This is a genomic window from Myxococcus sp. NMCA1, assembly GCF_026810205.1.
In the GTDB taxonomy this organism is placed as follows: domain Bacteria; phylum Myxococcota; class Myxococcia; order Myxococcales; family Myxococcaceae; genus Myxococcus; species Myxococcus xanthus_A.
Genome location: NZ_CP113950.1, coordinates 5,430,571 through 5,445,923 on the forward strand (window position 1 = coordinate 5,430,571; position 15,353 = coordinate 5,445,923).

Genomic DNA, 15,353 nt, shown 5'->3' on the forward strand with positions numbered 1-15,353 from the left:
CGTCCCTAGTTCATCTTCGACAGCTGCTCGGAGAGCAGGTGCGCGAGGTTGGCTTCAGCCAGCCCTTCCAGCGGGCTCTCGACCGAGGCGTCTGACTTCGACGTGGCGCGCGCTTCCTCCGTGAACTCCAAGGGGATGAACGCGTCCATGAGCTGCATCGCGAGCTTCTCTGCCGTCGGGTAGTTGAAGACGAGCGTCGCCGGCAGCGACACGCCGAGCCCGCTCTGGAGCCGGTTCTTGAGCTGGAGCGCCGCCAGCGAGTCGATGCCCAGCTCGTGGAACCCACGCGCCGGGTCGATGGACTCGCCGGAGCCCACGCCTCGCATCCACGCCACCTGCTCGCGCACGTAGTCCATCAGCAACTGCCGACGATTCTCGATGGCCGCCGCCGAGAGCGTGTCCAGGAACGACGCGCGCTCCACAGTGCGCTCGCCCCCTGCCCGCTCGCGCAACTCCGCGACGTAGGGCGTGGACCGGCCGCTTCCGAAGACAGCCCAGTCGATGGCGGCCACGCCTACCTGAGGAACACGCGACGTGAGGAGCAGCTCCAGCGCGCGCAGACCCTGCGCCTTCGGAATGACGCCGAAGCCCGGCGTCCGAGCCTCCTCGCTCACCGACACCTGGGCGCCCGCGTCACCGGCCCAGATGCCCCAGTTGATGCTCAGGGCAGGAAGACCCAGGGCACGGCGGTGGTGCGCCAGCGCATCCTCGAAGGCGTTCGCCGCGCAGTGATTCGACTGTCCCGCCGAGCCGACGAGCGACGCGACGGAGGAGAACATCACGAAGTAGTCCAGCGGCAGGCCCGCGGTCAGACGATGCAGGTTCCAGGCGCCACGCAACTTCGGCCGCAGCACGGTCTCGAAGCGCTCCCAGCGCTGCTGCCGCAGCACGCCGTCATCCAGCACACCGGCCGAGTGGAACACGCCGCCCAGAGGGGCCATGTCCCGTGCCACCTCGTTCAGCAGCGCGGCCAGCGGCTCCGCATCCGCGATGTCGACTTGCCGGTACTCGACACGGACACCCTGCTGGCGCAGGTGCTCCAGACGTTCCGCCGCGTGCGGCCCCGGAGCGCCCCGGCCTGTCAGCACCAGGTTGCGTGCCCCCCGGCTCGCCAGCAACTCCGCCGTCAGCAAGCCCAGGCGTCCGAGCCCGCCCGCCACGAGATAGCTGCGGTCCGCCCGGAAGGCCTCGACGCGCTCCGCGGACGGCTCGACCAGCTTCCGCGACTCGACCCTCCGGAGTCGCGCGACGTAGCGGCCATCGCGATAGGCCACCTGGTCCTCCGCCACCTCCGCGCGACGGCGAATCTCCTGAGCGAGCAACTCCACCTGGGCGCTCGATTCTCCCTGGGCATCGAGGTCGACACACCGGCAGTCCAACTCCGACGCCTCGATGGCCAGAGGCCGCGCCATGCCCCACAGCAACGACTGGGCGAGCCCGGGCAACGGGGCGCCCGGCTTCACGGGCTGCGCGCCACGCGACACCAGCCACACCGTGCCGGAGTACCCACGGTCCAGCAGGAACTGGAGCAGGCCCAGCGCGCCACCACCCGTCACCCGAGCCGCCTGCCCCAGCGCATCCGCATCCAGCGTCTCCGCCTCCGCGGTGTGGGAGTCCCACATCAGGATGACGTCGGACAGTGCCGCCGGAAGCGGCAGTTCGCGCAAGGCCTCCACGAGCGCTTCGGGCGAGTCAGGGACTTCAAAGGTGGTCTCATCGATACGGCGCGGCTGTGTGCCACGGATGGCGACGAAGCAGGCGCGGCCATCGCGCGTCAGCACCTGTGCGAGCTGCTGCCCCGTGCCGTCGCGCTCCGAGAGAATAAGGCACGCGCCGCTCGCGGGCACCAGCGTCTCCGGACGACTCCCCTCCAATGCGAGCGGCTCCCACCGCCGCTCGTAGAGCCACTCATCCAGCGAGGTGGAGAGCGCGGCACGCAGCGCCTCCTGGCTCGTGCGCTGAAGCTCCAGGCCGCGTACCCAGGCGCGCAGCGCTCCATCTCTTCCGAAGATGCGGACATCCGCACGCAGCCGCTTCCCAGCCTCATCCACCGGCCGCACCACGGCATGGCTCCACACGCCGTCTTCGATGCTGCCCAGCACGTGAAGCCGCTCGATGTGCACCGGCACGTACAGCTCGGTGCCATCCATGTCCGGATAGGCGCCGCCCACCACCTGAAGGCAGGCATCCATCAGGGCGGGATGCGCGAGGTAGCCACCGCCGCTCCCGAGGCCCGCCGGGCGCTCGATGCGCGCCAGGACCTGCTCGCCTTCCCGGCGCAGCTCGGTGATGCCCTGGAACTCCGGCCCGAAGTCGACGCCCGCGTTCCGTGCCCGCTGGTAGTAGTCCTCGACGGGAAGCGGGGTCTGCAGGTCCTTCAACACGCTGTCGAGGTCGTGCGCCTCGGTGCCCGATGCATCATCACCGAGGACGGCGAGCATTCCCGTCGCATGCAGGCTCCACGCGCGCTCCGAGCCCTCAACCGTCCGGCTGAAGATGCGCACAGCGGCCTTGCCCTCTCCGTCGCGGCGCACGGCGCACTGCACCTTCCGCTCGGCATCCTTCGGGAAGGTCATCGCGTTGAGGATGGCCAGGTCCGTGAGCTCCAACGCGGTCGTGCCCAACAGCCGGGCCCCGGCGGCCAGCGCCATCTCGACGTAGCCCGTCGCGGGCAGTGTGGGCGTTCCGAAGACGCGGTGCTGACCCAGGAACGCCTGCGAGGCAGGCCCCAGCGTAGCCTCGAACAACAGCTCACCGGCATCCAGGACGGCCAGGGGAACGCGCTCGCCAATCAGCGGGTGCTCGGCGCGGGAAACGCTCCGCCCGTTGGGACGCTGGAGGCCCGCGCCCTCCTCCCAGTAGCGTTGACGCTGGAAGGCATAGGTGGGGACTTCCACCTTGCGCCGTGGGTAGCCGGCATCCACTGCCGCCCAATCCACCGGAACGCCGCGCACGTACAGTGCCGCCAGACTCTCCAGCATCTGCCGCCAGCCGCCGTCATCGGCGCGCAGGCTCGGCAGCCAGGTGCCCACGCCCTCGGGCACCGAGCGCGCCGCCATGCCGAGCAGGGTCGCCTTCGGGCCGACCTCGACGAAGACGCTCATGCCGTCGCGGTACAACGCCTCCACGCCCCGGCCGAACTGCACCGGGTTGCGAAGCTGGCTGCACCAGTAGTCCGGCGTGCAGAGCCCGTCGGTGATGAGCTCGCCCGTCATCCCGGAGACCATCGGAATCGACGGCGGCGAATAACGCAGCGTCGCGGCGACGGCCCGGAACTCCGGGAGGATGGCCTCCATCATCACCGAGTGGGCCGCGCGCGGGATGTTCAGCCGCTTGACCTTGTAGCCCTTCGCGTCCAGCGCCCGGCCTATCTCCACAATCTCCGCGGGGATGCCGGAGATGACGATGTTGTCCGGCCCGTTGACGGCCGCGATGGAGCTGGCCCAACCACCCTGGGCGAGGAACTGGCGCAGCTCCGGCTCCGCGGCGGAGACCGCGATGTTGCTTCCCTCCGGAAGCTGCTGAATCAACCGGCCGCGGTGAACGGCCAGCTTCAGGCCATCCTCCACGCTGAACACGCCCGCGATGCAGGCCGCCGCCAGCTCGCCCGTGCTGTGTCCCAGCACTACGTCCGGCTGGATGCCCCACGACATCCACAGCTCGGCCAGCGCGTACTCCAACACGAAGACCACCGGCTGGGCGTAGTCGAGCTGGTCGATGGGCGATGGCGTCCCCGGCTCCGCGTAGAGGACGGAGATCAGCGAACGGTCCCAATACTCACGGAGCATCTGGTCGAACGAGTCGATGCGCCGGCGGAAGCCCGGGTGCGTCTGGTACAGCTCACGCGCGGCTCCGACGTACTGCGAGCCCTGACCGGAGAACAGGAACGCGACCTTCACCGCCTGCTTCGCGTCAGCCTCTCCCTGAACGAACCCCGGGTGCTCTTCCTTCCGCTCCGCAGCGCTCAGGACGGCGGCCACCTGCGCGGCGTCCGCGCCCACCACCGCGATCCGGTGGTCGAAGGCAACACGGCCGGTGTTCGCGGAGAAGCACACGTCCGCGAGCGATGCGCCCGGCGCCTCGAGCACCGCCCGGTAGCGGCCCACGAGCTGCCGCAGGGCCTCCGGGCTCCGCGCCGAGAGCGCCAGGAGGTGCCGCGAGCGGTCCACTTGCTGCGCGTCCGGCGCTGGCGTCGTCTGCGGCGGCGCCTCTTCGAGGACCATGTGGGCGTTGGTGCCGCCGATGCCGAACGAACTGAGCCCCGCCCGCAGGACGCCCTGCGTCGCGGTCCACGGCCGGGCCTTGTCCACCACGTAGAAAGGCGTCTTGTGGAGCTCCAGCCGCGGGTTCGGCGACTGGTAGTGGAGCGTGGGCGGCAACGTGCGGTGCTGAAGTGCCAGCACGACCTTGATGAGCCCAGCGATGCCCGCCGCGCTGTCGAGGTGGCCGATGTTGCCCTTCACCGAGCCCAGGCCGCACGACTGCGTCTGGACCTGTCCCCCAAACGCCTCCGTCAGCGCGGAGACTTCAATGGGGTCGCCAATGGACGTTCCGGTGCCATGGGCTTCGACATAGGAGATGGTCCGCGGGTCCACCTTCGCGTGCTGATGCGCACGGCGCACTACGTCCGTCTGGCCCTCGACGCCGGGCGCCATGAAGCCCACCTTGCGGTGCCCGTCGTTGTTGATGGCGGAGCCCTTGATGACGGCGAGCACCCGGTCTCCATCCGCCAGCGCCTGGCTCAGGCGCTTGAGGACCACGATGCCAGCGCCGCTTCCCGGAATGGTTCCGTTGGCCCCGGCGTCGAAGGGACGGCAGTGGCCATCGCGCGAGAAGACGCTGCCTTCCTCGTACAAGTAGCCCACGCGGTGGGGGACCTTGATGGCCACGCCGCCCGCGAGCGCGAGGTCGCAGCTGCCCTCATTCAGCGCCGCGCACGCCGCGGACACCGCGACCAGGGACGTGGAGCACGCCGTCTGGACGTTGATGCTGGGCCCGCGCAGGTCGAGCTTGTAGGACACCTGCGTGGCCAGGAAGTCCTTGTCCTGGGCCATCAGGTCCTGGAAGAAGCCGATGGGCCGCGTCAGGTCCGGATAGGGATAGCGGTAGTGGCTGACGCTCTTCCCGGCATACACGCCCACGAGCCCGTTACGCTCCGACGGCGGATAGCCCGCGTCCTCCAGCGCCTCCCAGGCGCACTCCAGGAACACCCGCTGCTGCGGATCCAACGCGCGCGCCTCGCGGGGCGTCAGCGAGAAGAACTCCGCGTCGAAGGCGTCAAAGTCCTCCATCACCGCCGACGAGCGGACGTACCCGGGATTCTGGAACGCCTCCGGACTGACACCCGCGGCCAGCAGCTCGTCATCGGTGAAGGTGCCCACCGACTCCACGCCCTGCATCAGGTTCTGCCAGAACTGCTCGGGCGTCGACGCCCCGGGGAAGCGGCAGCTCAAGCCGATGATGGCGATGTCCCGCGCATCCTGCGTCCGCGGCGTCTCCTCGCGCGGCGCGAGTGCCACCTCGGGCTTCGCCTCACCGCCCGCCGCCGCGAGCCTGGCCGCGAGCACCTTGACGGTGGGCCTGCCGAACAGGTCCGTGACGGGAACCGTTAGCCCCAGCTTTTCCTTGAGCTCGAGGTGGAGCTTTATGAGGTGTACCGAGTTGGCGCCCAGCTCGAAGAAGTTCCGGTCCGGGTGGACGTCGGGAACACCCAGCACTTCCGCCACGGCCTTCGCGATGGACTGCTGAAGCGCCTGGGCCTCACGGCCTGGACGGACGGCGGCAGCGGGCTTGCTCTCCTCGCGCTGCGTGGGCCGGGCGACGTGGTCCGGATGAGGCAGCGCCTTGCGGTCCACCTTCGCGTTGCGGGTCAGCGGCAGCGCCTCCAACACGACGTAGGTCGATGGGACCAGGTGTTCGGGCAGCTTGCGCGACAGGAACTCGCGGACGTGCCGGGTCTCCACACCGCGCTTCGTGTCCGAGGGGACGACGTAGGCGACCAGGCGCTTTTCGTGGTGCTCGCCGACCGCCCCGACCACCGCCGCGCTGATGCTCGGCTCCTGGAGCAACGCGGCCTCGATTTCACCCGGCTCGATGCGCTGTCCACGGATGGAGAGCTGGAAGTCGACGCGGCCGAGGAACTCGATGGTGCCATCCGGCAGGTACCGGCCGAGGTCACCGGTGCGGTAGAGGCGCTCCCCCGTCCGTGGATGCACGGTGAACTTCTTCGAGCCCGCACCCTCGCCCACGTAGCCCAGCGCCACACCCACGCCCGCGCAGCACAGCTCGCCGGGCACCCAGATGGGGCGCTCGTCCAGGTGCTCGTCCAGCACGTAGTACTTCGTGTTCGAGATGGGCTTGCCGTACGGGATGCTGCGGCGCCGCTCGTCGGCTTCGACGACTGGATGGGAGATGTTCCACAGGGACGTCTCCGTCGGGCCGCCGACGCTCATCAGCTTCACGTCGCCGAACTTCGCCCGCAGCCGCGCGGGCATGGTGACGGGGAGCCAATCTCCTCCGAGCATCACCAGACGCAGCGGGCAGGTCAGCCGGGCGTTGCTGCCTTCGAGATACGTCAGCAGCATCTCCATCATCGCCGGCACGGTGCTCCAGATGGAGACGCCATGACGGGACATCAGCTCGGCCCAGTGGGAGGGGTCCCTGCGCGAGGAGGCGTCCGGCATGACCAAGGCCGCGCCCGCGCTCAGGGTGCCGAAGACGTCGTAGACGGAGAAGTCGTGGTGGAGCGCGCTGAGCGCGATGACGCGGTCATCCGGCCCGACGCCGAACTTCCGGTTCGTCCACTCCACGCCGTTGACCATCCCCGCGTGGGTGAGCATGGCCCCGTTGGGCTGTCCCGTGGAGCCGGAGGTGTAGAGGATGTGCGCCAGGTCCTCGGGCTTCTGCACGGGCGCCAGCGGCGCTTCGCTGTACTCGCTGAAGGCGTCCGGCGTGACGACGAGCACCTGCACCCCTTCGGGCCAGGACTCCTGGGCGAACTTCGGCTGCGTCACCGCCAGCTCGGCCCCGCCGTTCCGCATCATGAAGACGCGCCGCTCGTGCGGCAGCCCCGCGTCGATGGGCAGGTACGCCGCTCCCGAGCTGAGAACGCCCAGCGCGGCCACGACCTGCTCCCACCCCTTCTCCATCACAATCGCGACGATGCGGTTGGGCGCGGCGCCACGCTCGCGCAGCGCATGTCCGAGCCGGCTGGAGCGCCGGGCGAGCTCGCCATAGCTCAGGCTGACGCTCGACGAGGCCAGCGCCAGGGCGTCCGGGCGCGCCGCGGCGTGGCGGTAGAAGCCGGTGTGGAGCAACTCCCCGCTCCTCGGGCGCGCCGTGTCGTTGACGCGGGCCAGCAGCTCCACCTGCCGGACCGGACGGGTGTCCAGCCCCGGCTGGTCCCACGCCGCGTCGTCCTCCGCCAGGCGCCGCAGCAGCGCGCAGAAGCTGGAGAACATGTCTTCAATCATGCCGGACGGGAACAGCTCCTCCGCCACGTCCCAGTTCAGGAAGACGCCGCCCCGCTGGTAGACAATCTGCAGGTCGATCCACACCTGGGGCGTCTGCGTCAGCGCCTCGATGAGCTCGCCGAACTCCTCCGCCAGGAAGTCGACCCAGTGCGAGTCCTTGCTCTTGGAGTGAGACGCGAAGCTCGTCATCACCACGGGCATGATGGCGCCCGCGATACGCCCCTGGGCCCGGAACAGCTCGCGCAGCAGCTCGACGCCGCTGACCTCTCGGTGCTCCAGCGCCAGGAAGAGCTGATCCCGGATGGCCAGCGCCCGCTCCGTGAATGTGCGCTCCGGCCGGTGGTCCACCTCGATCAGCGTGAAGCTGGCGAAGGTGCCGACAATCTCATTGACCTGGGGATGAAGGGGCAGCCGGTTGAAGTGCGGGACGTTGAGCGTGAAGCGAGGGCTGCGGCTCCAGCGCGCCATGACCTCCGCGTACGCCGCCAGCAGCAGCTCCGGCTCCGTCAGCTTGCGCGCGCGGGCTCGCTGCTTGAGCGGCTGCCAGATATCCGGCCCCAGCCGTTCGAACACGCGCCCGAAGCGGGGACGCCGGAGTGAACCCGGGTCCTTGTCGAGCGGGAGGTCCGGCGCGGGCGGGAGGTTCGGAAGGCGGGAGCGCCAGTACTCGAGCGAACGCGCATAACGAGCACCGCGCGCATGCTGCACCGCCAGCGCGTAGTCACGGAAGGACAGGTCCAGTTGGGGAAGCGCGGGCGCCCCACCCAGGTGTTTGTAGAGGTGGACGAGCTCCCGGTAGAGAATCTGGAAGCTGTAACCATCGATGAAGGTCCCATCGATGCTCATGAAGAGGCGCGAACGGCCCCCATCGAGCTGGCACACTCGGAGCTCGAACAACGGCCACTGGTCAAGCGCCAGCACCTGCTGCGACAGGCGCTCGCGGATGGCCTGGAAGCGAGCCTCCGTCTCTTCCAGTTCGCGTCCGCGCAGGTCCTCCACGGGCAGGACGTAGCGCGGCACGTCGGGGAGGATGCGCTGCTGGAAGCCCGGGAGCGCCACCACCCGAAGCATCTCGTGGCGGGCGATGAGCAGGTTCCAGGCGTCCTCGAAGCGGGCCAGGTCGAGCGCGTGGCAGTCGATCTCGTTGTACGCGTGCATCGCCGCGTTCATCTCGAGCTCGGCCTGCCGGCCCACGCTGTAGGCCTGCTGGATCTCCGTCATCGGGAACGGCTCGTGCCGCTCCTCGGGCCGGGGCGTGATTTGCGGCAGCGTCTCCGCCTGGGGCACGCGCTGCTCCGACAGCAAGGTCAGCAGCGCCGCCTTGTTCGCCACGAGCTGCTCGCGCAGCGCTCCCGGAATCTCGCCTGTGGGCGAGTCGACCGCCAGGCGGTCCCCCTCCACCGACAGCTTGATGCCATGCCCGGCCAGGGCCTGAAGAAGCTCATTCAATGTCATAGCAGGACCCGCTTCGAATCATTGCGCTCCGAGGAGGCAGCGCCGAGCACACTGGCCACAGCGAGCTTTTCGAGAAGCTCAGCCGTCACCTGCTCGATGGAACGTTCATCGACGAAACTCTTGAGAGGCATGCTCACGTCGAGTTCGCCCAGCACCATGTCCCGCAACTCGAGCGCCATGATGGAGTCGAACCCCAGCGCGTCGAACGAGTCCGTGGACGAGAGCTTCGCCGTCGGAATCTTTCCGACCTCGCTGACCATCTCCTTGAGACGCGCCTCCAGGACGCCACGGCGCGCGGAGCCTTCCAGCGCGAGCAACACCTCGCGCAGCTTGCGAGGCGCCTCCACGACGTCAGGAACGTCATCGGAGACAGAAGCGGGCCGGAACAGCGACGACGCCACGATGGAGGGATGGCTGGCGGTCCATCGCGTCACATCGAAGCGCGCGATGCCCCGGGTGACGCGGTTCTCCGCGAGCACCAGCGCCATGGACGCCAGGGCTTCGTCCACGGACATGGGCGACATGCCCCGCTCCGCCAGCCGGTCGCCACGCCGAGCATCCGCGACGGCCATGCCGACCTCGCCCCAGCTCCCCCAGTTGAGACTGATGGCCGGCAGACCCCGTGCGCGACGGAAGTGCGCCAGCGCATCGAGGAATGCATTGGCCGCGGCGTAGCTGGCCTGCCCCGGCGAGCCGATCAACGACGCCGTCGACGAGAACAGGACGAAGTGCTCGAGGGTGGTGTCGGTGGCCAGCGCATGGAGGTTCCAGGCACCGTCGACCTTGGGGCCCATGACCGTTTCGAAGTCCTGGAGCTCCCACTGCAACAACGAACTGTCCGCCAGCACACCCGCGCTGTGGAAGATGCCCCCCAGCGGCGCTCCGCCTCGGCGGACGGCAGCCAGCATCTCCGCCACCGACTCCGGGCGGCTCACATCGACGCGGAAGGTCTCCACCCGCGCGCCCGCCGCACGCAACGGCGCCAGGGCCTGCCGGGCCTCGTCGGTCTCGCCCTTTCTTCCACACAGGGCAAGGTGCCGCGCGCCGCGCTCCACCAGCCAGGAGGCGAGCCGCAGTCCGATTCCACCGAGCCCACCGGTAATCAGATACGTGCGGTCATGCCGGGGACGAAACGCTCCCGCGCCTTCCGGAATCGTTTGTGTCTGCGTGAGCGAGGGCACCAGCCGCCGCTCGCCGCGCAGCACGACCTCGTCGTCGTCAGCGGCAGCAGGGACCTTGCGCGCCAACTCTGTCACCAGCGCACCGAAGGCCGCGGGTTCGATGTCGATGCGCTTGCAAGCAAGCTCCGGGTGCTCGTAGGCGACGACGCGTCCCAGGCCCCACAGTGGCGCGCCAGCGATCGCCGCCGGTCCAGCCGCTTCGCCAGCGGCTTGCGCGCCCTGGGTGACGAGGAACAACCGGGGCAGCGTGGGCACCGACTGCCGCGCCAGGGTCTGCACGAGCGACGCCGCCGCGTGGACCTCTCGCTGAACCGATGTGTGCAGCCCTTCCAGTGATTCGGGGTGCTCCGAACCCGACAGGTAGATGACGCCTCGAGGCGCCAGGCTCTCAGACAGCCACTCCCGCAGCACCGACGCCTGCTCGGGGGCCACGTTGGCCACGCGCACCGAGCCCCCGGCGGTGGACAGGGCCTGCCGAAGCGATTCCGCGGCAGCCTGCTGCATGCTCACGATGAGCCAGCGCCCCTCCGCGTCCACGGGCTCCTGCCCCACCGTCCGCGCATGCCACGTGAGTTCGCAGAAGAGGTCCCGGGGGGATGCATCCCGGACGGTCTGCACGCTGCTCGGCGCTGGAGCGACCTCTCCGTCCCACCAGTAGCGCTCACGCTGCCACGGGTACGTCGGAACCACCGTCTTGCGCGCCCCCGTGAAGAGCGCCTCGAAACGAATGGAGCCTCCGGAGGAGTACCCTCCCGCGACGACGCCCAGGACACCCGTCCAGGCCTCATCACCGGGCCTGCTCGCACGCAGGATGACGGCCTTGCTCCCACGGCTTCGTGCAGCGGCCTCCAACGCCTCCCCAACGGAAGCCTCACAAGAGACCTGGATGAAAGCCGAGGCGTTCCGCGCACACAGGTGCGCCACGGACGACGCCAGGTCGCTCACCGCAGCGCGCTGTCTCTCCCAGTACGCGTCCGGCACCGTGGCGCCCGCTTCGACCCAGGTGTCATCGACGGTGGAGAAGAACGGGCACTTCACGGGTTGAGGACGCACGGGCTGCGCTGGAGCCAGTTGCAAGGCGAGCCGCACGGCGTCTTCCACGCCGAGTGCTCCCGCGACCACTCCTGCCGAGAGCGCTCCCACGCCGGCTCCCGAAACAGCGGCGGGGGTCAGACCGCACGCGCGCCAGAGCTCCGCCAGCGCGAGCTGCAGCACGAGGAGAACGGCCACCGGGTGGCCTTCGCCCGCGTGCCCTCCCGCTACCTGCTCGATGACGGACGACCCCGCCACCTGCCGGACGACCGCGTCCACCTTCTCCGCGTGGGCTCGGAAGACGTCCCGGCCCAGCAGCTCACGCATCAGCCGGTTGACCTCGGGCTCCGTGCCCCCGAAGAGGAAGACGGGCTCGCCCTCACTTGAAACTCGAGTGACACCCGGCGCATCGCGTCCCTCCGCGACAGCGTGAAGGGCCGTGCGAAGCGCCTCGGGCGTCCTCGCCACGAGCGCCGCACGGTGCGCATGGTGTGAGCGTCCAGCGCCCGCCGTGAAGCACGCATCCTGGAGCCGCGTTCCAGGTCCTGCCTCCGACACATACCGGAGCCATGACGCCGCCAGCGTGCGCAACGCGGGCTCCGAGCGCGCGGAGAGGGGCAATACATACGGCCCGGCTTCCACGGCGGCATGGGTGGCCTCCGCGTACGCCTCGACGAGCGCATGCGCATTCACACCGCTCATCCCAAACGAGCTCACGGCGACGCGATGAGGGCCGTCCTTCTCCGCCAGGGACGTGCGCGCTCGAGGCACCGCGAGCCCTGAGCCCTCCCACGTGAACTCCGGGGTCGGGTGCTCGAAGTTGATGGAAGGAGGCACCTCGCCCGCCTGGAGCACCAGGACGGCCTTGATGAGTCCCGCGATGCCGGCCGCGGCCTCCGTGTGACCGATGTTCGGCTTGACGGATCCAATCCACAGCGGGCGCTCCGACGGCCGCGATGCGCCATAGACGCGCGACACGCCGTCCAGCTCGATGGGATCTCCCAGCCGCGTTCCCGTCCCGTGCGCTTCCAGGTAGTCCACTTGCCCGGGCTCGATGCCCGCGCGCTGCAACACGCGCCGGTACAGCGCTTCCTGCGCCCCGACATTCGGCACCGTGAGGCCACCGCTCGCGCCGTCGTGGTTCATGCCCGTGCCGCGTAAGGTCGCGAGGATGCGGTCGCCATCCCGAACGGCGTCCCGCAGCCGCTTCAGGACGACCACGCCACAGCCTTCCCCCTGGACCATGCCGTCCGCGTCCCGGTCGAACGTGCGGCAGTGGCCGCTGGGGGACAGGGCTCCCGCCTTGGACAGGAACACGCTGAGTTGCGGCGCCAGGATGAGCTTCACGCCTCCGGTGATGGCGAGCGTCGACTCCTCCGTCCGCAGGCTCTGACACGCCAGGTGCACGGCGGACAGAGATGACGAGCACGCGGTGTCCACCGCCATGCTCGGCCCTTCGAGCCCGAGGAGGTACGACAGCCGGCCCGCCACATAGCTGGCGTCCACACCCGTGGAGTAGTGGGCGCTCACCTTCTCCAGCCCGCCCCCCGTGACGAATGCGTAGTCCTTCGCGTGGACACCCGCGAAGACACCGGTCCGCGTCCCCTGGAGGCGGTGCGGGGGAATGCCAGCGTCCTCCAGAGCCTCCCAGCTCACCTCCAGGAAGAAGCGCTGCTGCGGGTCCATCCCCTCGGCTTCACGCCGGGAGATGTGGAAGAACTCCGCGTCGAACCGGTCCACCTCGTCGACGAAGCCGGCGCGGCGCATGGACAGCTTCCCGGGCCTGGAGGGGTCCGGGTCATAGAGCCCCTGGAGCGCCCGCCGGTCGCTGGGAATCTCCGTCAGCGCCTCCCCTGCCCCCCACAGCAGGTCACGGAACTTCGCGGGGCTGGTGGCGCCCCCCGGAAAGCGGCAGGCCATGCCGATGATGGCAATCGGCTCCCGCTCACCATTCGAGGCCGCGACCAGCTTCTTCTGCAGCTTCTCGATGGTCAGCAGCGCCTGCTGGAGTGGCGACAACTCCGCCACGAATCCGTCCTTTCGGTTCATCACGCGACCTCCAGGCTGAGTTCCGCCAGCGTCCGGGCGATCTGCTCGCGCGCTTCGTCCTCGGACAGCCCGGCAATGCGCTCCATCAGGCCCTGCTCCTCCTGCTCGGACGCGCTCACGTCGCCCGGGTCCGACGGCAGGCGGCCACGCCGCGCCTCCAGCAGGGACAGCAGCCGCTTCGCCAGCGGCTCCAGCCGGGGCAGCTCGAAGAAGAGCGTCGTCGACAGCCGGAGCTCGAGCGCCCGCGAGATGCGCTCCTTCAGCAACGTGGCCCCAATGGAGTTCAGGCCCAGCTCGAAGAAGGTCCGCCCCTGCACATCGAGCGTCGCGGGCTCGACCTCCAGCACGTCCGCGAGGTGCCCGCGCAGGAACGCCCGCATCTGGGCCTCCCCATGCACATCGGGAACGCGGGAAGCATCCCCGGCGGCCACCGCGGCGGCCTGAAGCAGGGTGGCGGCATCCGGCCGCGCGTCCTTGGGTGAGCGGCAGACTTCATCGGATGAAAGCCACTCGGGCCACAGGCGCTGACGCTGGAAGGGGTAGACCGGCAGGCTCACGCAGCGCCCTGCACTCTCCGGGAAGACCTCGGGCGGCACGGCCCCATCCGCGACGAAGACACGGCCGGCCTCCACCTGCTCCAGCGGCATGCCCTCTTGTGCGAGGAGCGTCGTCCCACTCGACGTCGCAAGCGAATCCAGGAGCGCCACGAGCCCAGCACGGTCGCCCGCAATCACCGCGGCACGGTGACGGTGGTGCTGACGCTTGAGCGCCGCCGTGAAGCAGATGTCCTCTAGCGTCGCCACTGAGTCCGGCGTCGCGGCGAGGAAGTCCCGAAGCTGGAGCGCTCGCTGACGAAGCGCGTCCTGAGAGAGCGCCGAGAGCACCAGGAAATGGACCGGCGCTGGCGTCCTCTCCAGCACCGCCGCCGGAGCTGCCTCCAGGACCACGAAGCCGTTGGCACCGCCCAGGGACGTGGACACGATGCCCGCTCGCAGAGGCACGCCAGGCTCCCGAGCGGCCCAGGGCTCCAGCTCCGTCTGGATGCTCAGCCCGAGCGCGTCGAACGAAACCAGCGGGTTGGGCTCATCCACGTGAATCGTCGGCGCCAACGTGCGGTGGTGCAGAGACAGGCACACCTTGATGAACTGCGCGATGCCCGCCGCGGCGCCCAGGTACCCCACGTTGTTGCTGATGGCGCCGAGCCTGCAGGGCACTGGCCGCTGCGTCCCGAGCGCCTCCCCGATCGCCTCCGCCTCGGCCGCGTCGCCCTTGAGGAACGACGAACCGTGCAGCTCGATGTAGTCGATGCTCGCCGGAGCCACCCCGCCCTGCTCACACGCCTGCCGGATGACGTCCGCCTGCGCCGAGGCGCTGGGCGCCATGATCCACTCGTTCCGGCCGTTGTGATTGACGGCGCTGCCCCGAATCACCGCGTACACGCGGTCACCGGGCTCAACCTTGGACAGGCGCTTGAGGACGACGACGCCAGCGCCCTCCCCGCGCACGTAGCCGTCCGCCCGGGCATCCAGGGTCCGGCACTGCCCTCGCTCGGAGAACACGCCGGCCTGGGACAGCATGATGCTGCTGTCCGGCGACAGCATCAGCTCGACGCCCCCGGCGAGGGCCATCTCCACCTCGCCCAGCATCAAGCTCCGGCACGCCTCATGGAGGGCCACCGTCGAGGAGGCACACCCCACGCTCGACACGGTGCTGGGCCCTCGGAAATCAAACGCGTAGGAGAGCCGGTTGGCCGCGAAGGACGCCGTCGTTCCCAGGACGGAATAGCCATCCAGCGCGGACCAGTCCCGCGCCAGCATCCGCTGGAAGTCGCTGAAGTTGACGCCCATGAAGACGCCCGTGCGGCTTCCCCGAACGGCGTCGAAGGGCAGGCCCGCATCCTCTAGCGCATGCCATGCACACTCGAAGAGGAGACGGTGCTGCGGGTCCATCTGCCGCAGCTCCCGCTTCGACAGCCGGAACGCCGCGGGGTCGGCCAGCTCCACGCCTTCAATCAGTCCGGCCTTGCGGTTGCGAATCGTCCCGGGGCGATCAGGCGCCGCGTCGAAGAGCGCGGCCGAAGGCCAGCGCCCGGACGGGATGTCCCCCGTTGCATCAATCCCATCACATAGCATTTGCCAGAGCGTACGCGGGCAGTCCGACATGG

3 protein-coding genes are annotated in these 15,353 nt (G+C 69.5%); all 3 read right to left on the reverse strand.

Features of this window, described 5'->3' with window-relative positions; translation table 11 throughout:
- Nucleotides 1-5 precede the first annotated feature (5 nt).
- Genes OZ403_RS22375 through OZ403_RS22385 form a run of 3 tightly spaced genes read right to left on the reverse strand, consistent with a single transcriptional unit; the run spans nt 6 to nt 15,351 of the window.
- On the reverse strand, nt 6-8,927 hold the full coding sequence (locus OZ403_RS22375) for a non-ribosomal peptide synthetase/type I polyketide synthase (RefSeq protein ID WP_268781682.1): 8,922 nt from the start codon (nt 8,925-8,927) through the stop codon (nt 6-8).
- Entirely contained in the window at nt 8,924-13,189 is a 4,266-nt protein-coding gene (locus OZ403_RS22380) for a type I polyketide synthase (protein WP_268781683.1), read from the reverse strand. Before OZ403_RS22380 ends, OZ403_RS22375 begins: the two co-directional genes overlap by 4 nt.
- Nucleotides 13,189-15,351, reverse strand: a complete 2,163-nt coding sequence (locus OZ403_RS22385) for a beta-ketoacyl synthase N-terminal-like domain-containing protein (RefSeq protein ID WP_442929604.1) — start codon at nt 15,349-15,351, stop codon at nt 13,189-13,191. The genes OZ403_RS22380 and OZ403_RS22385 overlap by 1 nt, the downstream gene beginning before the upstream one ends.
- Nucleotides 15,352-15,353 lie beyond the last annotated feature (2 nt).

What these genes read in the sequence shown, in the direction of transcription:
- OZ403_RS22385 (WP_442929604.1), bottom strand. Translation starts at nt 15,351, where the DNA reads ATGTCGGACTGCCCGCGTACGCTCTGGCAAATGCTATGTGATGGGATT.
- OZ403_RS22375 (WP_268781682.1), bottom strand. Translation starts at nt 8,927, where the DNA reads ATGACATTGAATGAGCTTCTTCAGGCCCTGGCCGGGCATGGCATCAAG.
- OZ403_RS22380 (WP_268781683.1), bottom strand. Translation starts at nt 13,189, where the DNA reads ATGAACCGAAAGGACGGATTCGTGGCGGAGTTGTCGCCACTCCAGCAG.